This window comes from Psychrosphaera ytuae (genome assembly GCF_017638545.1).
In the GTDB taxonomy this organism is placed as follows: Bacteria; Pseudomonadota; Gammaproteobacteria; order Enterobacterales; family Alteromonadaceae; genus Psychrosphaera; species Psychrosphaera ytuae.
In genome coordinates, this window is sequence record NZ_CP072110.1 from 993,515 (window position 1) to 1,017,700 (window position 24,186).

A 24,186-nucleotide genomic window follows, 5' to 3' on the forward strand; every position below is an offset into this window, starting at 1 on the left:
TTTGCGCCCAGTGACAATTGATTTAAAGTCTGGTTTTAACTGTATATTTGTTAAGCAAATGCATAGCTGTTTTTGCCATTAGCTTTGACTTTATACATGGCGTCGTCGGCGCTCTTAATCAATCGATTTATATTGTGTCCCGACATTGGGAAACAACCGATTCCTATAGAGCAGCCTATTGTTACCGTCGCATTAGAAAGTTCAAACGGCTCACACAAATCAGTAATGATTTTTTCACTGATTTTTGCAGCCAATTGAGTATCGGCTAAGTTGGTAACCAGTACCACAAACTCATCGCCACCAAACCTTGCGACAGTATCTGAGCTACGGCTTATTTTACTTAGACGCTTGCCTACTTCTATTAACAGCTCATCCCCTAGGTCATGACCATAAGTGTCGTTGACGTGTTTAAATCCATCTAAATCCAAAAACAGCAGCGCTAATTGTTTGTGATTTCTAGCGTGAATTTCGATCGCGTGTTTAAGTCGATCAGATAGAAGTGCTCGATTCGGTAGACCCGTTAATACGTCATGCGTGGCAAGGTGTTTTAACTTTTTCTCCGCCCGTTCACGACGCAATATTTCATTTTTTAGTTTGCGATTCCACATCAGAATGACACCACAAATCAATCCGCCAAGGGCAATGACAATTGTAATGTTACGGAAATAAACTTCGGCTTTTATACCTGCAACAACATCTACTTTATGCCATTTTTTAAGGATCTCTTCTATGTCAGATTCGGATAATGAATTAACGACTTTTTCTAAAATACGAGATTGAATGACCAATTCTTTTCTAACACCAATATGAGCATTGTCAGATCCCATTTCTTCCAAAACATGAATCTTAAATTGATATAAAGAATTATCTTGTATGTACTGAGCAGACACGCTCATCAAGTCCAATATCCCATCAATAATGCCTGCCTTTAACAACTCATGTGCTTCATCAAAATCCTTCACAACATGAATAATGATTTGTGGATGTTTGTCATGGATTTCTTTAATGATTTGGTAGCCTTGGATAATTGCGACTCGCTTGCCATAAAGTTGGTTAATCGAAGCAATATTATCCGTGGATTTGTGAGTAATCACTGACCACGGTGTACGCCAGTAGGCTGATGTGAAGTTCGCGAATGAGCGACGTTGTTCCGACGCAGTAATATTAGCTACGATATCGACTTGGCCTGTAACAAAGTCCTGGTATAACTCATCCCATGTTGGATAAACCACAAAGTTATACTTTTGTCCTGTCAGACTCTCTGCGATGGCAAACATATCTCGACTGATACCTGCAATTTCGCCATCGTCATTTACAAATTCATACGGCTTCCAATCCTGTACGATTGCGACGTCCATTACAGGGTTTTCATTGATCCAATTAGCCTCTCGTGCATCGAGTCGAAACTCTTTTTTCATCGAACTGAAATAACGCGAGCGGCTATCCTTTACCCATTTAGACTCAAGCTCGATAAACGTCTCTTTGTCCATCGAATCAAACCCATCGTTAATATCTTTAATCAATGACTTTGAATCAGGTGAAACCAACGCATAAACCTTGGCCTCGTAATTTACGTCTAAAACCTGGTGAAATCTGTGTTCTATGTTGTTTTCTTCTAGACGTTGTTGAGTCATTTGAGTGGACGTTACAAAGCCTTTTATCTCGCCTGTAATAGAAGCGTTAATTGCTTCATCCAAACTGACATAATGCTTGATATTGATTTTGGGGTATTTAGCCTGAAAGCGCTTTTGATAAGGAGCGGCCAAGTACATCCCAATGGTTTCTCCATCGAGTTGGTTGACGCCTTGACTAAAATCATAACGATCGTAAACAAACAAACTGGAATAAGTGGAATATAAGTGACGAGCTCTAGGCAACCCAGTGTTAACGGCAAGACTTTCTGGAAAGCCAATGTGGATGTCAGTTTGACCGTTGCGAACGGCTTGTAGTGCAAGCTCCATAGTATTTGGCATGAAGCGAATTTTTTTACCCGTTTCTTCTGCCCACTGCTGCCAAAGGTCGATGAATAACCCTTCTGGTTTTCCGTCTGAGTTTACTCCCATAAAAGGCTCAGCGCCCACAGTAAAACTCAAAAGTAACGTATCATCGGCAACATCTCGGCCAAACCACTTGTCGTAGACCTCGCGCCATTGTTGTTCCGATAATTTACCAAAACCTCGTTCAAATAGTTTTAATGCAGTGCGATTGCCCTTTTTAACTGCAAACTGAGTAACACTCTCACCGATTTTAATAGCTTTGTATGGAGGGAATAAATCTTTGAGGTTCTCATATCCTTGATACCTAAATGCAAAAAAGTCATTAGCAACGAATGCCTTTATTTTACCCTGTACAGCAGCTTCGAATAAGCTAGTCCAGCCTTGGTACGGCTTTAAGGTTGCATCAGGTAATTTTGAGAGTAATACTTCGTCTAATTCTCGTTCTTCGCTATAACCAATTAGGTAAGGAAGCGCTTCTTCTACGGTCGAACTAAAAGCCGTGTCGCGGTGTAAATACAAATTAATTGGGGTAGCATAAACTCGACCTCCAAAATCCAATGTTTTGGTTCTGACTTCTACTTGTTCAAGAGCGCCATGTACGTCTGCAATACCTTGTTCGACATTACTAATCGATGTAGCCCAATCGGAAACAATAAACTCTACCGGATGGTTATTTACCTCACTCCATAGTTTCCATACATCGACCACATAGCCAGTAGGTTGACCTTTATCGATAAAGAAGTAAGGAATCATCGCATCAGATACAGCGACTTTTATGGGTTGGGGTTGATTAGATTGAGAAGATGTTTGATCTGCTACCGCGAAAAATGAGGCCAAGAGTAAGCTAAAAAGCAGTAGATTTTTATTCATCCTGATTAAAAACGACATCATAAGGATAGGAATCTTCCCGAGTTATATTTATAATTGTTCCCTAACACGACAGTTGTAACAAAAAATTTCAGTATCGCCAAGTTTAATTTTTCACCAAGGACTGCAGTTATCACTCAGATTCCCTTCTTGTTTAGATAGCGTGAAAAAATAGTTATTGACGATCATCAATTTATTCATTGGGTTAGTAATGCGCGACAACATATACGCTACGCCACAAGATAAAGTAGAAGACTTCACCTTTGACCGTTCTGTTGTCGAAGTGTTTCCCGATATGATTCAGCGCAGTGTCCCAGGCTATACAACAATTGTAAGCTCTATTGGCAAGCTCGCTAAACAATTCCAACAATCAAACTCCAACATTTACGATTTAGGTTGTAGCCTAGGTGCCGCGACGATTTCTATGCGCAAGTTTGTTGATGCAGATAATTGTAAAATCATCGGAGTCGACAACAGCGAAGCTATGGTTGAGCGCTGTCGATTACATGTAAACGCCTTTAAGTCAGACATTCCTGTCGAGATTCAATGTAATGATATCAATAACATTAAGATTAAAAACGCCTCGGTAGTCGTTATGAACTTTACTCTACAATTCATTGCCCCAGAACAACGACAAGCGTTAGTGCAAAAAATCTTTGACGGTTTAAAGCCAGGTGGTGTGTTTATTTTGTCAGAAAAGTTTCGATGGCAAGACGAAAACATCAACAATGCGCTCAATGATTTACATCTCGATTTTAAACGAGCAAATGGTTATAGCGAATTAGAAATCAGTCAAAAGCGAAGTGCCATCGAAAACGTGATGAAAATAGATTATCATGACGCCCATATACAAAGATTGAATGACGTCGGCTTTAACAGCGTATCGTGTTGGTACCAGTGTTTTAACTTTGGGTCGTTTATTGCGATCAAAAGTTAGCGTTTTATTCATTCAACGAAAATTGTGATTTAACTGCCCATATTATGACTGACATTTTTAACCCGTTTTACGCGCAAATCGCGCAAAATCGATTGTCACATTGGCTAGAGTCTTTGCCAAAGCAACTGAATGATTGGCATTCAGGTAATTTGCATGGTGAATATAAGCAATGGATGAAAAATATCGAATTGCTTCCTCAAATGAAGGCCGACCGAGTCAACCTAAAAGACAAGGTTCAGGTCACGTCATTTGAACCTATGCCTCAAGGGTTACAAAAGAAAACCATTCATCACTTAATGCAGCTTAAGCCTTGGCGTAAAGGTCCTTATCACCTTCACGGTATTCACGTTGATACTGAATGGCGCTCAGACTTTAAATGGGAGCGCTTAGCACCGCACATTTCAGACTTGTCAGATCGCTATGTCTTGGATGTTGGCTGTGGTAGTGGTTATCACTTATGGCGCATGCGTGGAGCAGGCGCAAAGTTTGTCGTTGGAATTGACCCTACTCAGTTGTTTTTTGCGCAATTCATGGCTGTTCAACACTTTATTCAAGATCCTGCGGTTAACCTGCTTCCCCTTGGTATTGATGATTTACCTCCTTTGCGTTCGTTTGATACGGTTTTTTCAATGGGCGTTCTATATCATCGCAAATCGCCTATGGACTTCCTGCAACAGCTCAAAGCTCAATTGACCAAAGGTGGTGAGCTAATTTTAGAAACGCTCATTATTGACGGCGACGAAAACACAGTACTCGTCCCAGAAGACAGATATGCCAAAATGCGCAACGTCTGGTTTATTCCCAGTGCTAAAGCACTCGAGGGTTGGCTGAAAAAAGTCGGTTTTACTAACATACGACTCGTCAATATCGACCAAACAACGCTAGAAGAACAGCGCAAAACAGATTGGATTGACACTGAGTCGCTAGAAGACTTTTTGGATCCCAACGACCCCAACAAAACAATAGAGGGGTACCCGGCTCCTCTTCGCGCTATTTTCATCGCGAACGCATAAGGAACGAAAATGCCCCTGTACCGCCCTAAATCGACAATTGAGCAATGGAGAATTTTACAAGCTGTAGTCGACTTTGGCGGATACGCACAAGCAGGGGAAGCGCTCAATAAGAGCCAGTCTAGCCTCAACCATGCCGTCGCTAAATTACAACACACGCTCGGAGTACAATTACTTCAAGTGCGCGGACGCAAAGCCTATCTAACAAAAGAAGGTGAAGTAATGCTTCGCCGCTCTCGACTGCTTACTCAAAACGTCGAAGAACTAGAACAACTAGCAGAGAACATCACATCTGGCTGGGAGTCAGAAATTGTTGTCGCAACCGAAACCATCTACCCCAAAGACAAGCTTTACAATGCCCTTGAGCAGTTTTACCCGCAGGCAAGAGGAACTCGTGTCCGCATTGAAGACGAAGTTTTAACTGGGACCAAAGAGCGCATAATCGACCATTCGGCCGACTTGGTTTTTGTCGGTGGCGAAGTACCAAAAGGCTTTCCCGGTACAAGTTTAGAAAGTGTTGGGTTTTCTGCCTATTGTGGTGTCAATCACCCGCTCGCTGAGCGTGCTGGTACCGATATTCCATTAGACATTGAAGAACTCACGCACGAATTACAAATCGTCATTAGCGATACTAGTCAGTCTCCACAGGAAAGCCAGGGCTGGTTAAAAGCAGAACAACGTTGGACCGTAAGTACTTTTCATCAGGCGATTGATATTTTACGCAGAGGAACAGGCTTTTGTTGGATACCCAGACACATTGTGGCCAGTTCAAATGCCGGCGATGAATTAGTCGAACTTAATTTAAGTGCACTTCGAAATCGTGAAGTGTTAATCAACTTAGTTGTACCAAGACCAAACCAATTGGGTCCAGGCGCAACTTTGTTACGTGATTTAATTTTACAACAATACGATGAATAACAGCTGAGTATGATTTACCAAATAGAATGGACATACGAAGTAACCACCCCACTTTTGAGGACAAAACATTGAGCAACAATCAATCTTTAAGCTACAAAGACGCTGGTGTAGATATCGATGCGGGCAACGCATTAGTTGAACGCATTAAAGGCGCAGTAAAACGTACTACTCGCCCTGAAGTTATGGGTGGCTTGGGTGGCTTTGGCGCATTATGCCAATTGCCGACGGGTTATAAGGAGCCACTATTAGTCGCAGGAACCGATGGCGTTGGTACCAAATTGCGCTTGGCAATTGACCTTAAAAAACACGACACAGTTGGTATCGATTTAGTTGCAATGTGTGTGAATGACCTAATTGTTCAAGGTGCTGAACCATTATTCTTCTTAGATTATTACGCAACAGGCAAACTAAACGTTGATGTAGCTGCAGATGTTGTGAGCGGTATTGCAGATGGTTGTGAACTGTCAGGTTGTGCACTTATCGGTGGTGAAACTGCAGAAATGCCAGGTATGTACGAAGGTGACGACTACGATATGGCAGGTTTTTGTGTTGGTGTTGTAGAAAAATCCAAAGTCATTGATGGCTCTAAAGTTCAACCTGGCGATCAACTTATTGCCTTAGGCTCATCGGGCCCTCATTCAAATGGTTATTCTCTAATTCGCAAAGTCATTGAAGTTTCTGGCGCCGATTTGAACGCTGATTACGAAGGTAAGCCTCTAGCGGACCACTTAATGGCACCGACACAAATCTATGTTAAATCAACCTTAGAGCTATTAAAACAAGTTGACGTACACGCCTTGTCCCACATCACTGGTGGTGGCTTCTGGGAAAACATCCCACGCGTATTACCGGAAGCAACAAAAGCTGTAGTTAATGAACAATCATGGCAATGGCCTGCGGTATTTAATTGGCTACAACAAAATGGCAATATCGACCGTCATGAAATGTACCGCACCTTTAACTGTGGTGTAGGAATGATTTTAGCCGTCGCTGCCGAAGATCTAGATAAGAGCTTAAAGATTTTGAAAGACGCTGGTGAAAATGCTTGGCACATTGGTGAAATCAAAGCGTCTAAAGGCGATGAAGAACAAGTCGAAATCATTTAATTGTTTTCGAATTGACTTCACCAAATGGCGATCAATGACAACAGAGTACTTTACTCTGTTGTCCTAACAAAATTAAAAAAGGGTTACCATGGCTAAAATTGTCGTTTTAATTTCAGGCAATGGCTCAAACTTACAAGCGATTATCGACTCAACCGAAACCGGTAAAATTGCGGGAGACGTCGTTGCTGTAATCTCCAACAAGTCATCTGCATTTGGCTTGCAACGTGCCTCAAATCACAACATTGCTACCCATATCGTTGACCATACTCAATACGATTCACGTGAAAGCTATGATGCCGAACTTGCCAACACTATCGAGCAGTACAAACCCGATGTCGTTGTCCTCGCTGGTTTTATGCGGATATTAACGGCTGGTTTTGTCGATCAGTTCACCGGGCGTTTAATCAATATTCATCCTTCACTTTTACCAAAATACCAAGGCCTTAATACTCATCAACGTGCCATTGACGCCGGCGATACCGAGCACGGGTGTAGCGTTCACTACGTAAACGAGCAACTAGATGGTGGCCCAGTTATTCTTCAGGCTAAGGTGCCGGTTTTTGAAGACGATACCGCTGACACTTTGGCAGAACGCGTTCACGTTCAAGAACACATGATCTACCCATTAGTCGTAAAATGGTTGTGTGAAAAAAGATTACGTTTACAATCAGATGGCGTATATTTAGACGACTTACTTCTACCTGAACAAGGTTATGCTAACGATGATTAAAATGTCTCAGCTGACAAGACTAAAAAAAGCCACTTTAGTTTTTCTCACAGCGACTGCGTGTTTGTTACCAGCGGCTACTTTGGCAAACTCGCCAAAAGAATTAGATATCGTTTCTTTTTATGCCGTGTACGACATGTACCGACAAGGTGACTTGTTAGGACAAGGTGAGCGAAAATTTAGTCAGTTAGCTGAGAACCAATACTCTTTGAGTTTAGAGAGTGAACTAGAGTGGTTGATCTTTTCTGACAAACGAGAAGAAGTCAGTATTTTTAAAATGGAAAACGGGCAAGTATCACCTTTGTCATACAAATATGAACGCAGTGGTACAGGCTCGGACAAAAAACTCTCCATTGAATTTCAAGCCGATAACAAGGTGATCATCGAACCTCGTCCAAAACGAGACGCGGCACCAGAGCAAGGCCAGCCAGGTTGGTTAGACGAAATGACCATGCACATGCAGATCCAATTAGATCTTATGAATGGCAAGAAAGACTTATCTTACACCATGGTTTCTAACAGTGGTGAGCTTCGAGAGTATCAATTCGAAGTCGTCGGCGAAGAGCTGATCAGCACAGGGATGGGTCGATTCAAAGCGATAAAAGTGGCCCGTGTTTATGAAGATCGCAAGTTTTATGCTCAACACGCTTGGTTCATTCCTGAGTTAGACTATGTGCTGGCTCGCTTGTGGCGAATGAAAAAAGGCGTCGAGCAGTACGACCTAGTTATTAAAAGCTACTCGGCCAGTAAGATTTAGTCAGTATGGAATCTCGTCAACAATTACGCTCTGAGATCCGTCAACGCCGTAATTCGTTGACGCTAGCCCAGCAAAAAGTTGCATCAATTCAGTTGTTGCTTCAAGTCAATAAACTATTTGATGAAATGCACAATGCCCCTCACCGTGTTGCGCTCTATTTAACTAACGATGGTGAAATTGATACTGGGCCTTTAATCGAACAATTAAAAGAGCGCGAGTTTGATCTTTTACTCCCTGTTTTGCACCCATTTACAAAAGGGTATCTGAATTTTCAGTCCGTTAATCGACATACTCAATGGCACAATAATAAATACGGTATCCAAGAGCCTAAGCCAGAAGCCAGTAGTGTTGGACCAATTAGCACTATTGATGTGATATTTATGCCCCTCGTAGCCTTTGATGCTCAAGGTAATCGATTGGGAATGGGAGGCGGCTATTACGACCGCACCCTTGCACAGCTTCAACCTATTAGTGATAAAGCAGTCCGACCGTTATTGGTAGGTTTAGCCCACGACTGTCAAGAAGTTAAAAAGTTACCTACTGAAGCTTGGGATGTCCCCATTGACGTTATTATTACCCCAACTCGAATTATCAAATACAACCAGTAACCCTATTGAACCTATAACTTCGCGAATAGAGAAAACTATGACACAAGACGAAATGAAAAAAGCAGCCGCTTTGGCAGCACTTGATTACATCGAAGCAGAGACGATTGTCGGCGTAGGAACAGGTTCTACCGTCAATCACTTTATCGATGGGTTAGCGACCATAAAACACAAAATTATAGGAGCTGTGTCTAGTTCAGAAGCGTCAACCGAACGCTTAAAGCAACACGGTATAGAAGTGTTTGATTTAAACAGTGTGCCGGATCTTGATGTCTACGTTGATGGTGCCGACGAAATCAACGAAGATAACGCAATGATCAAAGGCGGTGGCGCAGCGTTAACTCGCGAAAAAATTGTTGCTGCGGTTGCCAAAAAGTTTGTATGTATTGTCGATGAGACCAAACTGGTTCATTTTTTGGGTGAGTTTCCGTTGCCTGTCGAAGTTATTCCGATGGCGCGCAGCTATGTGGCAAGAGAAATCGTTAAGCTCGGTGGTAGTCCCGTGTACCGAGAAGGAGTCGTTACAGACAATGGTAATGTCATCCTCGATGTCTACGATATGAAGATCGCCCAGCCTCGCCACCTAGAACAAATGTTGAATAATATTGTGGGTGTCGTGACCAACGGTTTGTTTGCTCACCGCGGTGCAGACCACGTCATTATCGGCTCAAAGTCTGGTGTGACGAAGCGATAAACCCATTAGAAAAATTAGGCTAAACTTAGGTTCGGCCTTTTTTTTAACCTGTAAATAGAGTATTAATTCTAACTTTAACCCAACAGAAACATTGGACGACTTAATGGAAAACGTGTCACTAGCAAAACACAAAATCAAAATTTTACTGCTTGAAGGTCTACACCAAAGTGCGGTAGACACTCTCAAAAGCCAAGGCTATGACAACATCGAATACTTAAAAACGTCCCTTCCTGAACAGGAATTGATTGAAAAAATCAAAGACGTTCACTTTATTGGTATACGTTCGCGCACCCATTTATCAAGAGAAGTATTAGCCCATGCTAACAAGCTTGTTGCTATTGGTTGCTTCTGTATTGGTACTAATCAGGTTGACCTAGAGGCAGCGAGAGAAAAAGGCACCGTTGTCTTTAATGCGCCGTTTTCTAATACCCGTTCTGTTGCGGAACTAGTCCTAGGTGAAATTTTACTTCTTATCCGTGGCATTCCTGCTAAAAGCGCCCTAGCCCATCGCGGTGTTTGGCAAAAATCAGCAGTAGGCTCATTTGAAGCTAGAGGCAAAACCCTAGGCATCATCGGATACGGCCACATAGGTACTCAGTTGGGTATCATGGCTGAAAACATCGGAATGAAAGTTCGCTTTTATGACATCGAAAACAAACTGACACTTGGCAACGCAGAACAAGACCTCTCTTTAGACAACTTGTTAGCTACCTCTGATGTTATTTCTTTACACGTACCCGAAACCCCACAAACCAAAGACTTAATGTCAGCTAAACAACTAGCCAAGATGAAAAAAGGAGCCATTTTAATCAATGCTTCTCGCGGTACCGTTGTCGACATTGAGGCACTCACCGAGGCACTTAAAAGCGACCATTTAGCCGGTGCAGCTATCGACGTGTTTCCTGTTGAGCCTAAATCAAACGATGAAGAATTTATTTCACCTCTTCGTGGCCTAGATAATGTCATCCTGACCCCGCATGTTGGTGGTTCAACACAAGAAGCACAAGAAAATATCGGTATCGAAGTAGCGGGTAAATTAGCTAAGTATTCTGACAATGGCTCTACACTTTCTGCCGTTAACTTCCCTGAAGTGTCACTTCCAGAGCACACAGGCCGCAGTCGCTTGCTACACATCCACAAAAACCAACCTGGTATGTTGACCAAAATTAACGAAGCTTTTGCTAAGCACAACATCAACATTGCCGCTCAATACCTTCAAACCGATGAAAAGATTGGTTATGTCGTTATTGACGTCGATACTGACGACAGTGAAACGGCGTTAGATGAGCTTAAATCTATTCCAGGTACAGTTAAAGCCAGACTGCTTCACTAATCCAGATAAGGCTTTTTATGGCGGTGAAAGCACCAAATAAAGAGCTACAGTAGTTTATTCGGTTAAGCCTCCAATTTAATTGGGGGCTTTTTTATTTTAATGCTTGTACTTTATTTAATTCTAGATTACTGTTTATTCATACAGTATAAAAATAAAGTCCACAGTAAGCTTGTATCACTAGGAGATAGCTATGGCGGTTGAAACTCGTTATGTCGTTATACGTACCGACAAAAGCAATAAGGAACAAGAAGTCATGACATTTACTGACAAACGCGCGGCTGATGAATATGACAAGATGTTAGACATGGCAGATGGCATGTTTGAATTGTTGCAATCTAATGAACTTCAGGGCGAACTTAAACTCGCCGATGAACAATGCGAAGCGTTAAGTATCTTCCTTGCCAAGCAACGTGAAGAGGTTCTGATAGCACTGCAGGCCAAAAAGAAACCCGTTAGCAAAGCTAACAAAAGTAAATCTTCAAAAGCCAAAAGTGAAAACCAGGCTCAATTAGATATCAATGATGAGGTTTCGACAAAAAAGATCCAGAGTGAATCCGAGTCCGACGTTCACTCTGATGACATAGAGGACAACCTTATTGATTTTGTCATTGAAAAAGATGACGCAGCCTAATTAACAAAAATTAAGTCTATGGATACAATAGGCTTTGACCTATGTTGAAGCCTAAATCAATCCAAGGAGAACTTAATTGAACAAAAGCCTAATTACTAACGTTATTGCTGCAGCATTATGTATTGCAGGTCACTTAGCTAAATTAGATTGGCTGTTTTATATCGGTATGTTTGCGCTATCTGGCGCTTTAACCAACTGGATCGCGGTACATATGCTGTTTGAAAAAGTACCTGGTCTGTATGGTTCTGGTATCGTTCAACTCAAGTTTGAAGAGTTTAAAACCGCCATTCGCACCTTGATCATGGAGCAGTTTTTTACTCAGGAAAACATAGACAAATTTTTAACCGAACAATCTGGTGAAGCACATCATTTTGATTTGGCACCACTGATTAATGAAACAGACATGTCGCCAGCGTTTGACTCGTTAGTATCAACAATACAACAAAGTTCGTTTGGTGGAATGTTGAATATGTTTGGTGGTACCGACGCGTTAATACCATTACGTGAACCGTTCGTAGAAAACTTAAAGTCATCAATGGTTGAGATCACTCAATCTGACGAGTTCGCTGAAAAGCTCAAGGCTCAGTTGGGCAGCAGTGGTTCGATGTCGAATGTTAGTGAAAAAGTAGACCACATAGTTCAGCAACGACTCGATGAGTTGACCCCGGCGATGGTTAAAACGCTTGTCCAAGAAATGATTAAATCTCACTTAGGGTGGCTGGTCATTTGGGGTGGTGTTTTTGGTGGCCTCATTGGTTTCATCATGCATAGCCTTTTGTAACAATAATACGAATACAAAAACGGTGGCCTCAGCCACCGTTTTCTATATTGAAATCAAAAGCTAAGTTAAGCCACCAGCTTTTCAATACGCTTGATCATTTTTATATCTAGGTCACTGATGCCATCAACATCGTGCGTTACCAAATCAATCACGACCTTGTTCCATACGTTTGACCACTCTGGGTGATGAATCAGTTTTTCAGCATGAATTGCCACTTGAGTCATAAATCCAAAAGCTTGAATAAAGTTTTTGAACACAAACTCTTTGTGTAACTTACCCTCTACGATTTCCCATTGTTTATCTGCAGCCAATTCACCATTGATTTCAGATAATGCTTGTTGCAGTTCGGTTTCACTTAACTTTGTTGCTGACATGATTTTTCCTGTTGATTATTGCGCCTTCTACTTCCGGCGCTTATTTTTCAATATTTGTAATGTCTTTGAATGTTAGTCTAAGTGGGCTTGCATACGCGCAAGTAAGTCACCTTCTATCGGTACTGCTTTACCAGACTTTTGATCTATAACTACGAAGGTAATGTCTGCATCGACAACAACTTTGTCGGTTCCCGCTTTGGTGATCACTTGGTGAAACACCGCACTTTTGTTGCCAATTTTAGACAACGTTGTAGTTAACTCCAACGTATCTCCCATATATGCACTGGCTCGATAGTTAATGTTGATATTAACGATTACCCATGCAAATCCCAAAGAGCTAAAGTATTCAATATCACCACTCTCTTCAAGATACTGCCAACGTGCTTCTTCCAAAAACTCAAGATAACGCGCATTGTTGACGTGTTGATATACGTCTAAGTGGTATCCGCGCACTTTTATCAAACTCGTTTTATTCATTGAACTTCCTTTTGTCTTTGTGACTTATTTTCTTTTGCGACGCTTTTTCTTTTTAGCGCCTTCATTATCTTTGTTTGCTTCGCGCTCGGCTTCTTTTTCGGCGATGAATGCTTTAGCTTGCTCAGCAAGCTCGACCGTTTCTAGAGTAATTCGCCCCATGGTTCCCGAGCGGTATTCGTTGAGGATGATCTCCGACACCTTATACAAGTCAGCAATACCGCCTTTTCGAACACAACTGCGGTTTTGGGCAATTAGGTCCATAACATCAATTGGTTGCTGAGGCATTTCTTCGATTTGATAACGCTCCATCAACAATTGCGGATAATGCTCCATGATGTACTCGATAGCGTAATAAGCGATGTCTTCTTTTTCGGTTACTGTGTCTTTGATGCCACCTGTGATCGCCAAACGATAACCACAATCTTCTGGCTCTAACTTTGGCCACAAAAATCCAGGCGTGTCATGCAGTACCACGTTATTTTCTAAACGGATACGCTGTTGTGCTTTGGTTACACCCGCTTCATTGCCGGTTTTGGCAATTACGCGGTCAGCTAAGATATTAATAGTGGTCGACTTACCTACATTTGGAATACCACAAATCAAGGCTCTTAACAGCTTATCTTGACCAACGCGGTGCGGCACGAGCTCTTGCAATCGAGGGATTAAGTCTTTAATGGATTTAGGATCGTGCTGAGTTACCGCAATCGCATCAATATCTCGTTGTGACTTAAAATGATTTAACCAAATCTCAGTCTGTACCGGATCAGCTAGGTCTGATTTATTCAGTACTTTTAAAACAGGTGTATCGCCACGCAAGTTGGGAATAAGAGGGTTTTCACTTGAAAATGGAATTCGCGCGTCCAGTATTTCAATGATCACGTCCACTTGCGGCATGATTTCCGCAATCTCTTTTCTGGCCTTGTGCATATGGCCAGGAAACCAATTGATCGCCACGTCGGCTCTCCAATCTAGTAATAATGGGCGTTATTCTACCTTTTTGTGTGGATGGGTTAAACGCCTAATATCGCCAAAAATATTGAAAAACACCTAAGTCGTACCCACACTACAAGCACGCATTACAAATGATTTGTCACAAATAAGACTAAGGACCACATTATGAAAACAGCAGTGATCACAGGCGCCAATCGCGGTATCGGTTTGGCCATGGCTCAACAACTTGCCGCAAAAGGTTGGGATGTTATTGGCGTTTGCCGGACTGACTCAGAAGAATTAGAGGAAGTCGCAGGTATGGTGATCAGTGGTATCGATGTGACTGATGCTGAGCACATCGAGCAAGTTAAAAAGATCCTTGGTGACACAAAAGTAGATCTACTCATTAATAACGCAGGACTGTTGCAAGACGAACAACTTGGCAGTATTGATTATGATTCGATTCGAGCTCAATTCGAAATCAACACACTAGCCCCTTTAATGGTCACAGAGGCATTACTAGATAATTTAACTTCGGGTAGCAAAGTCGCCCACATTACTAGTCGTATGGGCTCTATCGAAGACAATGGCTCAGGTGGTCGCTACGGCTATCGCGCCTCTAAAGCCGCGCTCAATGCCATCGGTAAGTCATTGGCTTTAGACCTAAAAGACCAAGGTATTGCCGTCGCCCTACTTCACCCTGGTTATGTACAAACTCGAATGGTTAACTTTGGTGGTCATATTACGCCAGACGAGGCTGCAGAAGGCCTGCTACAACGTATAGAAGAGTTAAACTTAGAGAATACTGGTGGATTTTGGCACAGTAATGGCGAACCCCTACCTTGGTAACACTCTTTAAATAACCAAGTTTGAGCACAAAAAGCAGCATACCCCGCTGCTTTTTAAATTTGTTGCGGTCTTTATCCAAAAAAATAGGTAAAATTAACTCATCTTTGAAGTTGTTAATGCTCAAAAGCAATCGCATACAACTTTTCTTCAATCACAAACTTAGGAACTATCATGGTTTTATTTACAACAAACTTTGGTCAAATCAAAATTGAATTATTTAAAGAAGAAGCGCCTGTAACAGCACAAAACTTCTTAAATTACGTTGAGTCTGGTTTTTATAACAACACTATTTTTCACCGTGTGATTCCTTGCTTCATGGTTCAAGGTGGCGGTATGGCTCCTGGTATGGAAGAAAAAGACGGCAATGCACCAATCCAAAACGAAGCCAACAACGGTCTTAAAAACGAACGTGGCACCTTAGCAATGGCTCGTACAATGGATCCTCATTCAGCAAGCTCACAGTTTTTCATCAATAGCGTAGACAATGGCTTCTTAAACTTCACTAGCGAAAGCTCACAAGGCTGGGGCTACTGCGTATTCGGCAAAGTTGTTGAAGGCATGGAAGTGGTTGACAAGATCTCAGAAGTAAAAACAGGTCGTTTTGGTATGCATCAAGATGTTCCTGTTGAAGACATCGTGATTGAAAAAGCAGAAATCGTCGAGTAATTCACTCAGGTTTAGCATTCAATTTTAATTGCCAAAAATAGAGTTACTTTTATGTCATCTACCTTGGTCATAGCCGATTTACACTTATCGGACGATCGCCCAGATATAACCAATTGTTTTATTGGGTTTTTAAATGAAAACGAAAATAAACACGATGCCTTGTATATTTTGGGAGACTTGTTCGAGGCTTGGATAGGTGATGACGACATCAATGAATTTACTAGCAAGATCGCAACAGCAATTAAGTTGTTTAGTCGTTCGACGCCAGTATTTTTCTGTCAAGGTAACCGCGATTTCTTGTTAGGTAAAAAATACTGTGAGCGCGCTGGTATGACGTTATTGCCAGAGTTATATCAACAAAACCTCTACGGCCATTCCGTTGTATTTATGCACGGTGATCAGCTCTGTATTGATGATGTCGACTATCAAAAGTTTCGAAAGAAAAGTCGTTCATGGTGGTGGCAAACGTTTATGCAACTGTTGCCTCTGAAAAAGCGCCGTCAAATCGCCGCTGACATTCGTCAAAAAAGCAAACAGAGCCAAGCTTACAAGTCTGAAGAGATTATGGACGTGGCCCAACGAGAAGTCGAACGAGTGATCAAAGAGACCGGATGTGACTGGTTAATTCACGGTCACACACACCGTCCCAACCTTCACAAGCTTGCCAATGGCTCACAACGAATGGTCGTGGGTGATTGGTACGAACAAGGCTCTGCCTTAGTAATTAATAAAAAGGGCGGGACGTTAGTCGCCCTGCCCTTTTCCTCTTAGATATTTAGCTACTGTAAAACCTAATCATTCGGTTAGGTTTTAAATTTCTCCAACATAGATTCAAGTTTAGTAACAAACTTACCCAGTCGATTGGTCGCCTCAATAGAGTCTTTTACGTTTTGGTCTGTAACCCCAGACACCTCACTAATTGATGTTAGGCTCTGTTCTATTTTCGACGCTAAACCTTGTTGACGCTGTGTAGCTTGTTCTGTTGCCGTATTTTGCTCATTGATCTGGGCAACGGACGCGCTGATGTGGTCTAACGCCTCCTCTAGTTTTGCTGACTCTTCTATGGTTCGAGTCGCTTGTTGATCAGAACGTGTCATCGCTTGTACTGCTTTTTGCACACCGTCTTGTAGGGTCAAAATCGTGCTTTGAATTTCAGACGTAGAGTCGTGTGTGCGCTTTGCCAGTCCTCTCACTTCATCCGCAACAACAGCGAAACCACGACCTTGTTCACCCGCTCGTGCCGCTTCGATAGCTGCGTTTAATGCCAACAAATTAGTCTGTTCAGCGATGCCCTTGATCACATCTAGCACTTGGTTAATGCTGTCGCTTTGTTGCGATAATTGATGAATAACCTCAACCGAATGTTTTATTTCTCTACCTAACTCATCGGTTGCTTGACGCGCATCTGCAAGTGTTTCGCGGCCTTTTTCAGTTTGCTCTGTCGCACTGTTAAGTGAGTTCACTACGATTGACGTATTTTCTGATACAACCGAGACTGCCTCCAGCAACTCCTCGATAGCATGAGTAATGGCTTCGGTATCACCTAATTGCGATGCGACAGCTTGCCCCGTCTGATGAGACAACTCTTCTACGGCTTGGGCTTGATTAGTTACACCTTGTGATGCTGATTGAACAGCTTGCACCAAGTTATGAACATTGATTGCCATCTGATTGAAAGCGTCAATTGCCTCAGCGAGCTCATCTTTAGTCAAGGTTTTGGCGCTGACTGTTGTGTCGCCGTCAGCTAAACTTCTGGCCACTCGAGTTAGGCTCTTAGTTGTGATCGAAATGGACAAACTCATACCGACAAAAAGGTAAATCACCAACAGTAAAGACACTGACACCAACGCAATCAATATATAAAAGTTACGAGTGTTAACAAAAACTCTTTGTTCCAATCGAGTTTCGAACTCATCAAATAAAGCTGCTTTTCCGGCATAAAAAGCATTTAATTCATTATTAACGTGTTCAGTTAGCTGCGCTTGAGTGAGGACAATATCATCTGCAATTAAGAACTGCTCTTCGATGTACATCAGCGCGTTATCGACCAGCAAAGTAAGGTTCTCCACATCTGCGGAGACCAAGGTGGTCAAACGCTTGTCCTGTCCTCTCACCACGTTGTTAAGTTCTTGGATGGTATTTAGCTCGGCCGCAAGGTCGTCAGAAATAAAACTTAAACTGTCAAAAGTGCCTGATGATACTTGAGGTTCACCGACAGCATACATTGATAAGCCATACCCTCGTAATAATACATTCAGTGTTGGCAAGCGCTTCTCAATAAGAAGTCTAGATAACAAAACCGTGTCAATGTCAGGGTCATTCGTTAAGCCCTTGATATTGGCTAACAAAGGATAAGTGTTATTAAATTCTTCAATAATTGCACTGAGGTGCTGCATTTTATCAGTCGGGCTGCGCCACTGGGCTGAACCCACGGTGCTCGTTTTTTCTTTTATGACTGTTTTTAACTCTTCTAGCTGGGCCTTAAACTGCTTCGTTGCTTGCTCGCCAAGTAACTCTGGAACAATCAACGTATTTAAGCTCTCAATATAATTATCAATTGCACGTGTTTGATTTGGAGGAATGGTTTGCCCAGAACGCCAATGCATATCATCAATAATTAATTGAACTAATTCGAACTGTTTGGCGTCAACTTTTTTAATATAAGCTACAGCCTCGAGCTCGTTTTCACTGTGAACGATTTCTTTTTTGACCAAACTGACGTAATTGATGGCCAAAATAATTAATGGTACAAAAAACAAAAGCACGATTAAGGTAAACTTGTACCCAAACCGTAGCTTGTTCATTAACAAGGTTGCTGGACGAAAAAATGTTTTAAACATAAGTGTTGATACTTTCTTTTTTATTATTATGAATATAGAAGTAGAATGAGCAATCGTCTAAGTTACGCTCACAAATACTAGACTAACGCTTTTAAACAAAGTTATTCAACCGTTTGTGTAATTTACCCTACTTTTCTTGTTTTTAATCAACAAAGGTTCAAAAAACCAAGATGATACAAACCCACACTATTGCGCCAATAGCGACAATCCAAACGCCGTTTAAAGAAAAGTTTGGTATTCCAAGACAGCCTAATTTAGTGGCCGCACAAGGGCGTTTGAGGTTTACAAACCCTAAGTTAAGTTGGGATGCGATAAAAGGAATTGAGCAGCACAGCCATTTGTGGTTATTGTTCTTATTTGACCAGCACCTCGATAAAGATTGGAAACCTCAAGTTAGGCCTCCGCGTTTAGGTGGCAATGAAAAAGTGGGGGTACTGGCAACAAGAAGTACGTTTAGACCCAATAATATTGGTATGTCTGTGGTGAGATTACTCAAAGTCGAATCCGAAAATAACCAGCCTGTGCTCCTCGTTGAAGGGGTTGATTTACTCGACGGCACGCCGATTGTGGATATTAAGCCATATATTCCCTATGCCGATTCTATTGAATGTGCGTCATCGGAAATGGCAGAGTCTGCACCTGAGGCGTTGTTAAACGTTGTTTTGTCCCCCTTGGCCGAACAAAAAGTAGAGACGCATCACTTATCTGATACCTTTGTAACGCTGGTGAAAAAAGTATTAGAACAAGACCCTCGCCCTACGTACAAACGCACCAAAGTGGATGACAAAATCTATGGCATTTTACTCGACGAGTACAATATTACCTGGAGGGTTATAAATTGTGATCCGAATCCGTCGAGTGAAAATACTCCAATCACCAAACAAAACCTGTGCGAGGTAGTTGACATTGAAAAGGCCTAAAAAGATCGCAATATCAAGCGTAATTAGTACTTTAGTTATCGCAACCTTGAGTCTCTCGGTAAGTGCAAAGAACAATACACAAAAGGTGTTGCCTGATTTGCCGTTCCCGGTTACGGCCAACGCTACCTTGGTGCTCGAACCATCAAATCACACAGAAGAGCAATCGTCCTCTGCCACTGTTTTAACTTTTTTGGGATTAACAGAAAACTCCGAAAAAAAGCTAGAACTCGTTGAAATTGGTGCACAATTCCCCAAGTTGACTATGGTTTCAACACAATCCGTACGCGAAAAAAACAGTGACCAGACATCAGAACAAAAAGACGCCACACCGAGATTTACATTAAACCTGGACATTATTCCGGATACAGAGCTGAGTACTCAACCTCCTTCAGAGCAGTCGATTTCTACTGATTTTGAAGATAGTGTAAACCAACCAGACTCAAACACCGCTGCCAATGTCGAAGCAAATGATGCAAGTATTGCGAATGATATAGTCGAGTTAAAACAACAAGAGTTTAAGGGCTCAGATTGGCAACCATTGCCCGTCGTCCCCAGTTTAAATAAATTTAAAGGTCGATTCGCTACAGCGGCAACACAAGTGAACGGCATCGTATATTTGCTCGGCGGTTATTCAAATAACCAAGTACAAAGGCCCGCATTTACCCCTAACTTACAAAATCGCTCAGACTTTTATGCTTATGATCCTGCTACGCAACAATACAGTCTATTAGAAGACCTGCCAGTTGCCGTTGACGATACCACACTCGTGACCTATCGAGACCGTTATATCTATGCCCTATCTGGTTGGCACAAAGAAGGCGCAGTCAATCTTGTTCAGGTCTTTGATACCTTTAAAAACGAATGGTTCCAAGCCAGTCCACTGCCCATTAATGGCGTGTTTGGTCATGCCGCGGGAATTTTAGATAATACAATCTTGATGTGTGACGGAGCCTCGATGCAGCAGCAATTTGCAACTGCCTCGCGACTGACGATTAACCAGCGCTGTCTCATCGGCGAGATAGACGTTACTAATCCTTCGCTGATTACGTGGCAAGAATGGGCGCACCCAGGGGATAGCGGTCGATTTAGAATGGCGGCAATAAGCGACGTAAACACCGACCAAATTTGTTTTGTTGGTGGTGCGACAGAGCTTTACAATTTGAACGGCATGAATGCTAAAGGAACGGCTGTAGAAGGCACAACCGAAGTGTGGTGTTATCAAGCTTCAAACCGCACCTGGCAAATTTCAGACGCACCCGAACCAAGTTATGATCACAAATCGGCGTTCATCTTTCAAAACAAGGTCATGACTCTTGGTGGTCGAAATAAATCGGGAATTATCAGCCATGCTATTGTTCACAAAACGTTTAGTAATGAACTTATTGAAAGTCCCAACTCAAATTAGACACTAATCGACAAGCATCACATTTGAAATCAAACAACTCAAATAGTGGTGCTTGCAACGACCAATCTCCACCGCAGCTTGGACATTTACGTTCCAACTCTTTCTGTTTTGACTCACCACCGACGCGATATAAATACTGATATACCGGCTTTTCAGTCGTGTGCTCTATCGCATTGGCTAAACGTCGGCCTTGTTGATTTAAATCGCTGTGAGGGTCAGATAATTGATTCACCATCCGTGACTCTAGTGAGCCTAGTGCGTTCATTTGTAATTGATCGCAAGCCGCTTGGTTTTCTTGCCATTTTATCAGGTCATATCGAACTTCAGCGGGCAGTTTGTAAAGAGGTACTGGCATAAAGTGCTCACTGCACCTAACCGGAGAGCACGACTGCACGAACGTCGAATACAGCACATAACCACGTGGTTGTTCGCACATATCCGAAAAATCTGACTGACTCTCCAAACCTATTACCTCAACAATTGGACCATCCACTTGCAGAGCGGCAAGTGCCTGCTTTGCGTCTTTTACTTCTTCACTGTCATTAGCGGATTGAAGAGAGGTCTCTTCTGGGCATACAAGTCGGCACACAAAAGCATCATTGGTTAAGCTAAGGCCAAATTCTCTACCTAAGATCTGACCGTTATATCGATATTCTTCAAAAAGCTGAGAAATGGCATTTTGTACCGTTTCTAACGATAATTCTTGCTGACAGACAAAACTCAATTGGCAGACGACCATAAAAAGCCCTTTATTTTTGTATTAGTTATTTAATCAAAGCCATTTGATTGTTAGAATCCGTCGCCATTCTAGCCTATTTTTATGGCTTTCATTACAAGAGAATAACCAGCGAGAGCAAAATCTAATGCGTACTAGTGACTACATCATCGCAACACTTAAAGAAACCCCTTCTGATGCGGAAGTCATCAGCCACCAGCTGATGTTACGTGCAGGTATGATCCGAAAATTAGCTTCAGGCTTGTACACCTGGCTGCCATCGGGCTTAAAAGTGGTTCGTAAAGTAGAACGTGTAGTCCGTGAAGAACTGGAAAAAGCCGGTGCTATCGAAATGTTAATGCCAGTTGTTCAGCCAGCCGATTTATGGGAAGAGTCAGGTCGTTGGCAAGAATACGGCCCTGAACTACTTCGTATTAAAGACCGTCACGACCGTGACTTTGCCCTTGGTCCAACGCACGAGGAAGTGATCACTGAGTTTGTTCGCAAAGAGATCAGCAGTTACAAACAACTGCCTTTAAACCTATACCAAATTCAAACCAAGTTCCGCGATGAGGTTCGTCCTCGATTTGGTGTAATGCGTTCACGTGAATTTATCATGAAAGACGCATACTCGTTTCATATGACGAAAGAATGTTTGCAAGAAACGTACGACCGCATGCACAAAGCGTATTGCAACATCTTCGAACGCTTGGGATTAGATTATCGACCAGTACTTGCTGACACCGGTTCAATCGGTGGTGATGCGTCACATGAGTTTCATGTATTAGCCGACTCGGGTGAAGACGCAATCGTATTTTCAACTGAGAGCGATTATGCAGCCAACGTCGAAAAAGCCGAAGCATTAGCGCTGAAAGACACTGCTGACGCGCCAACCATTGAAATGACAAAAGTAGATACGCCTAACGCCAAAACTATTGCGGCGTTAGTTGAAGGTTATGATGTTGCCATTGAAAACACAGTAAAAACATTAGTTGTTAAAGCAACTGAAGAAAGTGACGCTGAGTTTATTGCGTTAATTATCCGTGGCGACCACGAACTTAACGAAATCAAAGCTGAAAATCTTCCTGAAGTTGCCGAACCACTGACGATGGCAACAGAAGAAGAGATCAAAGCCGTAATGGGTGCCGGTCCTGGTTCTTTAGGTCCAGTTAATTGCCCGATTCCTGTTATCGTTGACCGCACTGCAGCGGTTACCTCTGATTTTGCAGCTGGTGCCAATGAAGAAGGTAAACACTTCTTCGGCATAAACTGGGGTCGTGATGTCGAACTAGGCCAAGTTGCGGACTTGCGTAACGTTGTTGAAGGTGATCCTAGCCCATGTGGTAAAGGAACATTAGTTATCAAACGCGGAATCGAAGTAGGCCATATCTTCCAACTAGGTAATAAATACTCACAAGCAATGAATGCCGGAGTTTTAACTGAGTCTGGTAAACATCAGGTCCTTGAAATGGGTTGTTACGGTATCGGGGTTACTCGTATCGTTGCCGCGGCTATTGAGCAAAATCACGATAAGTTTGGTATTAAGTGGCCGAGTGCATTAGCGCCATTCCAAGTTGCGATTGTACCTATGAACATGCACAAGTCTCACCGTATCCCTGCGATTGCAGAAGGTGTGTACAACAAGTTACAAGAAGCGGGTATCGAAGTATTGTTCGACGACCGAAAAGAGCGCCCAGGTGTAATGTTTAATGACATGGAATTGATCGGTATTCCACACCAAATCGTTATTGGTGAGCGCAACTTAGATAACAACCAAATCGAATACAAAAACCGCCACACAGGCGAAAAACAATTATTGGATATCGATGACGCCCTTGAGTTTATCTTGAACCAAGTAAAGTCATAAACGGATAACAAACATTATGATCATTACTCAACAAAACCTTGCCCAAGTGGAGTGGAACAAAACCGACGGTTTGATTCCATGCATCGTTCAAGATGCAACATCTGGTAAGGTATTAATGCAAGGCTTCATGAGTCAGCAAGCCGCCGAAGTTACTTTAGAAAAAGGTTTAGTTACCTTTTACAGTCGCAGCAAAGAAAGACTTTGGACCAAGGGTGAAACCTCGGACAACGTCTTAAAACTGGTTTCATTACACGTTGACTGCGACAATGACAGCTTGTTGGCTCTTGCAGAGCCAGCCGGTCCTACGTGCCACACTGGGACAGAAACCTGTTGGCAGGACAGTGAAGCGTCGGCATCAATTAGTTTCATTGCTGATTTAGAACGCGTCATTGCGAGTCGCAAAGGGGCTGCGGCAGACTCTTCTTACACAGCGTCTTTATACGCTAGTGGGATCAAACGCATCGCTCAAAAAGTCGGTGAAGAAGGCGTCGAAACCGCATTAGCGGCAACGGTTAAAGATCTTGAAGAGTTAAAGAACGAAAGCGCAGATCTGATATATCATTTACTGGTTTTATTACAGGCAAGTGATTTAAGCCTCAATGACGTGATTGAAGTGTTAAAGCAACGTCATCAAAAATAAACGTTTTGATTTTTAATCAATTCTCATTTTTCCCAAAGGTCGCTTTCGCGGCCTTTTTTGTCGATAAAATATCACTAAATTTACTTTCTCCTTGTTAAATATCAACTAACCTTAAGTTAGATACGTACTGTAATTAACTA

24 protein-coding genes are annotated in these 24,186 nt (G+C 42.3%); 18 read left to right on the top strand and 6 right to left on the bottom strand.

Annotated features, from left to right (window positions below; genetic code table 11):
• Positions 1 to 50: 50 nt before the first annotated feature.
• Positions 51 to 2,834 (bottom strand): diguanylate cyclase domain-containing protein, encoded by a 2,784-nt coding sequence (locus J1N51_RS04370; protein ID WP_208832758.1) that lies wholly within the window; start codon positions 2,832 to 2,834, stop codon positions 51 to 53.
• Positions 2,835 to 3,075: 241 nt separating this feature from the next.
• Between J1N51_RS04370 and cmoA the strand changes: the two genes are divergently transcribed.
• The 11 genes from cmoA to J1N51_RS04425 all read left to right on the top strand — a co-directional run bounded on the left by cmoA (position 3,076) and on the right by J1N51_RS04425 (position 12,363).
• Positions 3,076 to 3,801, top strand: a complete 726-nt coding sequence (gene cmoA, locus J1N51_RS04375; RefSeq protein WP_208832759.1) for a carboxy-S-adenosyl-L-methionine synthase CmoA — start codon at positions 3,076 to 3,078, stop codon at positions 3,799 to 3,801.
• Positions 3,802 to 3,845: 44 nt separating this feature from the next.
• Positions 3,846 to 4,814, top strand: a complete 969-nt coding sequence (gene cmoB, locus J1N51_RS04380; RefSeq protein WP_208832760.1) for a tRNA 5-methoxyuridine(34)/uridine 5-oxyacetic acid(34) synthase CmoB — start codon at positions 3,846 to 3,848, stop codon at positions 4,812 to 4,814.
• Positions 4,815 to 4,829: 15 nt separating this feature from the next.
• Positions 4,830 to 5,729, top strand: a complete 900-nt coding sequence (locus J1N51_RS04385; protein ID WP_208833318.1) for a LysR family transcriptional regulator — start codon at positions 4,830 to 4,832, stop codon at positions 5,727 to 5,729.
• 68 nt (positions 5,730 to 5,797) lie between these two features.
• Positions 5,798 to 6,835: a phosphoribosylformylglycinamidine cyclo-ligase gene (purM, locus tag J1N51_RS04390; protein ID WP_232842858.1), complete on the top strand. Its 1,038-nt coding sequence runs from the start codon at positions 5,798 to 5,800 to the stop codon at positions 6,833 to 6,835.
• 88 nt (positions 6,836 to 6,923) lie between these two features.
• On the top strand, positions 6,924 to 7,565 hold the full coding sequence (gene purN, locus J1N51_RS04395; RefSeq protein ID WP_208832762.1) for a phosphoribosylglycinamide formyltransferase: 642 nt from the start codon (positions 6,924 to 6,926) through the stop codon (positions 7,563 to 7,565).
• Positions 7,558 to 8,319 (top strand): DUF3108 domain-containing protein, encoded by a 762-nt coding sequence (locus J1N51_RS04400; RefSeq protein WP_208832763.1) that lies wholly within the window; start codon positions 7,558 to 7,560, stop codon positions 8,317 to 8,319. Before purN ends, J1N51_RS04400 begins: the two co-directional genes overlap by 8 nt.
• A gap of 5 nt (positions 8,320 to 8,324) precedes the next feature.
• Positions 8,325 to 8,927 carry a 5-formyltetrahydrofolate cyclo-ligase gene (locus J1N51_RS04405; RefSeq protein WP_208832764.1) on the top strand — a complete coding sequence of 201 codons (603 nt, stop codon included), beginning with the start codon at positions 8,325 to 8,327 and terminating at the stop codon, positions 8,925 to 8,927.
• A gap of 37 nt (positions 8,928 to 8,964) precedes the next feature.
• On the top strand, positions 8,965 to 9,618 hold the full coding sequence (gene rpiA / locus J1N51_RS04410) for a ribose-5-phosphate isomerase RpiA (RefSeq protein WP_208832765.1): 654 nt from the start codon (positions 8,965 to 8,967) through the stop codon (positions 9,616 to 9,618).
• 103 nt (positions 9,619 to 9,721) lie between these two features.
• Positions 9,722 to 10,951, top strand: a complete 1,230-nt coding sequence (gene serA, locus J1N51_RS04415) for a phosphoglycerate dehydrogenase (protein WP_208832766.1) — start codon at positions 9,722 to 9,724, stop codon at positions 10,949 to 10,951.
• A gap of 190 nt (positions 10,952 to 11,141) precedes the next feature.
• Positions 11,142 to 11,582 carry a YebG family protein gene (locus J1N51_RS04420; protein ID WP_208832767.1) on the top strand — a complete coding sequence of 147 codons (441 nt, stop codon included), beginning with the start codon at positions 11,142 to 11,144 and terminating at the stop codon, positions 11,580 to 11,582.
• A gap of 76 nt (positions 11,583 to 11,658) precedes the next feature.
• Complete coding sequence (locus tag J1N51_RS04425; RefSeq protein ID WP_208832768.1) at positions 11,659 to 12,363, top strand: DUF445 domain-containing protein; 705 nt, start codon at positions 11,659 to 11,661, stop codon at positions 12,361 to 12,363.
• A 65-nt stretch (positions 12,364 to 12,428) separates the two neighbouring features.
• Here J1N51_RS04425 and J1N51_RS04430 read toward each other — a convergent pair whose 3' ends face one another.
• The 3 genes from J1N51_RS04430 to ylqF form a co-directional block, all read right to left on the bottom strand.
• Positions 12,429 to 12,737: a 4a-hydroxytetrahydrobiopterin dehydratase gene (locus J1N51_RS04430; protein WP_208832769.1), complete on the bottom strand. Its 309-nt coding sequence runs from the start codon at positions 12,735 to 12,737 to the stop codon at positions 12,429 to 12,431.
• A 72-nt stretch (positions 12,738 to 12,809) separates the two neighbouring features.
• Positions 12,810 to 13,214 carry an acyl-CoA thioesterase gene (locus tag J1N51_RS04435; RefSeq protein ID WP_208832770.1) on the bottom strand — a complete coding sequence of 135 codons (405 nt, stop codon included), beginning with the start codon at positions 13,212 to 13,214 and terminating at the stop codon, positions 12,810 to 12,812.
• Positions 13,215 to 13,238: 24 nt separating this feature from the next.
• On the bottom strand, positions 13,239 to 14,168 hold the full coding sequence (gene ylqF, locus J1N51_RS04440) for a ribosome biogenesis GTPase YlqF (protein ID WP_208832771.1): 930 nt from the start codon (positions 14,166 to 14,168) through the stop codon (positions 13,239 to 13,241).
• Between the two features lie 162 nt (positions 14,169 to 14,330).
• Between ylqF and J1N51_RS04445 the strand changes: the two genes are divergently transcribed.
• The 3 genes from J1N51_RS04445 (at position 14,331) to J1N51_RS04455 (ending at position 16,430) form a co-directional block, all read left to right on the top strand.
• Positions 14,331 to 14,993 (top strand): SDR family oxidoreductase, encoded by a 663-nt coding sequence (locus tag J1N51_RS04445; protein WP_208832772.1) that lies wholly within the window; start codon positions 14,331 to 14,333, stop codon positions 14,991 to 14,993.
• A 171-nt stretch (positions 14,994 to 15,164) separates the two neighbouring features.
• Positions 15,165 to 15,659 (top strand): peptidylprolyl isomerase, encoded by a 495-nt coding sequence (locus tag J1N51_RS04450; protein WP_208832773.1) that lies wholly within the window; start codon positions 15,165 to 15,167, stop codon positions 15,657 to 15,659.
• Positions 15,660 to 15,710: 51 nt separating this feature from the next.
• Positions 15,711 to 16,430: a UDP-2,3-diacylglucosamine diphosphatase gene (locus J1N51_RS04455; protein WP_208832774.1), complete on the top strand. Its 720-nt coding sequence runs from the start codon at positions 15,711 to 15,713 to the stop codon at positions 16,428 to 16,430.
• 32 nt (positions 16,431 to 16,462) lie between these two features.
• On the opposite strand, the gene J1N51_RS04460 is transcribed toward J1N51_RS04455, so the two are convergent.
• Positions 16,463 to 18,499 (bottom strand): methyl-accepting chemotaxis protein, encoded by a 2,037-nt coding sequence (locus tag J1N51_RS04460; RefSeq protein WP_208832775.1) that lies wholly within the window; start codon positions 18,497 to 18,499, stop codon positions 16,463 to 16,465.
• A gap of 170 nt (positions 18,500 to 18,669) precedes the next feature.
• Between J1N51_RS04460 and tsaA the strand changes: the two genes are divergently transcribed.
• Together tsaA and J1N51_RS04470 are read left to right on the top strand one after the other, a co-directional pair.
• A complete protein-coding gene (gene tsaA, locus J1N51_RS04465) occupies positions 18,670 to 19,419 on the top strand; it encodes a tRNA (N6-threonylcarbamoyladenosine(37)-N6)-methyltransferase TrmO (protein WP_208832776.1) in 750 nt (249 codons plus the stop codon).
• Complete coding sequence (locus J1N51_RS04470; protein WP_208832777.1) at positions 19,406 to 20,824, top strand: Kelch repeat-containing protein; 1,419 nt, start codon at positions 19,406 to 19,408, stop codon at positions 20,822 to 20,824. The genes tsaA and J1N51_RS04470 overlap by 14 nt, the downstream gene beginning before the upstream one ends.
• Here J1N51_RS04470 and J1N51_RS04475 read toward each other — a convergent pair.
• A complete protein-coding gene (locus tag J1N51_RS04475) occupies positions 20,799 to 21,563 on the bottom strand; it encodes a Zn-ribbon-containing protein (RefSeq protein ID WP_208832778.1) in 765 nt (254 codons plus the stop codon). The genes J1N51_RS04470 and J1N51_RS04475 overlap by 26 nt on opposite strands.
• Before the next feature lie 124 nt (positions 21,564 to 21,687).
• On the opposite strand from J1N51_RS04475, the gene J1N51_RS04480 reads away from it, so the two are divergent.
• On the top strand, positions 21,688 to 23,406 hold the full coding sequence (locus tag J1N51_RS04480; RefSeq protein ID WP_208832779.1) for a proline--tRNA ligase: 1,719 nt from the start codon (positions 21,688 to 21,690) through the stop codon (positions 23,404 to 23,406).
• A gap of 16 nt (positions 23,407 to 23,422) precedes the next feature.
• Positions 23,423 to 24,046, top strand: coding sequence for a bifunctional phosphoribosyl-AMP cyclohydrolase/phosphoribosyl-ATP diphosphatase HisIE (hisIE, locus tag J1N51_RS04485; protein WP_208832780.1), 624 nt, complete (start codon positions 23,423 to 23,425; stop codon positions 24,044 to 24,046).
• The last annotated feature ends 140 nt before the right edge of the window (positions 24,047 to 24,186 follow it).

Bases quoted from the DNA above. Each gene is read 5' to 3' on its own strand.
- J1N51_RS04445 (WP_208832772.1), top strand. From the start codon at position 14,331: ATGAAAACAGCAGTGATCACAGGCGCCAATCGCGGTATCGGTTTGGCC.
- J1N51_RS04480 (WP_208832779.1), top strand. From the start codon at position 21,688: ATGCGTACTAGTGACTACATCATCGCAACACTTAAAGAAACCCCTTCT.
- rpiA (WP_208832765.1), top strand. From the start codon at position 8,965: ATGACACAAGACGAAATGAAAAAAGCAGCCGCTTTGGCAGCACTTGAT.
- J1N51_RS04430 (WP_208832769.1), bottom strand. From the start codon at position 12,737: ATGTCAGCAACAAAGTTAAGTGAAACCGAACTGCAACAAGCATTATCT.
- cmoB (WP_208832760.1), top strand. From the start codon at position 3,846: ATGACTGACATTTTTAACCCGTTTTACGCGCAAATCGCGCAAAATCGA.
- J1N51_RS04460 (WP_208832775.1), bottom strand. From the start codon at position 18,499: ATGTTTAAAACATTTTTTCGTCCAGCAACCTTGTTAATGAACAAGCTA.
- purN (WP_208832762.1), top strand. From the start codon at position 6,924: ATGGCTAAAATTGTCGTTTTAATTTCAGGCAATGGCTCAAACTTACAA.
- J1N51_RS04450 (WP_208832773.1), top strand. From the start codon at position 15,165: ATGGTTTTATTTACAACAAACTTTGGTCAAATCAAAATTGAATTATTT.
- J1N51_RS04435 (WP_208832770.1), bottom strand. From the start codon at position 13,214: ATGAATAAAACGAGTTTGATAAAAGTGCGCGGATACCACTTAGACGTA.
- tsaA (WP_208832776.1), top strand. From the start codon at position 18,670: ATGATACAAACCCACACTATTGCGCCAATAGCGACAATCCAAACGCCG.
- J1N51_RS04420 (WP_208832767.1), top strand. From the start codon at position 11,142: ATGGCGGTTGAAACTCGTTATGTCGTTATACGTACCGACAAAAGCAAT.
- J1N51_RS04400 (WP_208832763.1), top strand. From the start codon at position 7,558: ATGATTAAAATGTCTCAGCTGACAAGACTAAAAAAAGCCACTTTAGTT.
- J1N51_RS04455 (WP_208832774.1), top strand. From the start codon at position 15,711: ATGTCATCTACCTTGGTCATAGCCGATTTACACTTATCGGACGATCGC.
- J1N51_RS04475 (WP_208832778.1), bottom strand. From the start codon at position 21,563: ATGGTCGTCTGCCAATTGAGTTTTGTCTGTCAGCAAGAATTATCGTTA.
- hisIE (WP_208832780.1), top strand. From the start codon at position 23,423: ATGATCATTACTCAACAAAACCTTGCCCAAGTGGAGTGGAACAAAACC.
- serA (WP_208832766.1), top strand. From the start codon at position 9,722: ATGGAAAACGTGTCACTAGCAAAACACAAAATCAAAATTTTACTGCTT.
- J1N51_RS04405 (WP_208832764.1), top strand. From the start codon at position 8,325: ATGGAATCTCGTCAACAATTACGCTCTGAGATCCGTCAACGCCGTAAT.
- cmoA (WP_208832759.1), top strand. From the start codon at position 3,076: ATGCGCGACAACATATACGCTACGCCACAAGATAAAGTAGAAGACTTC.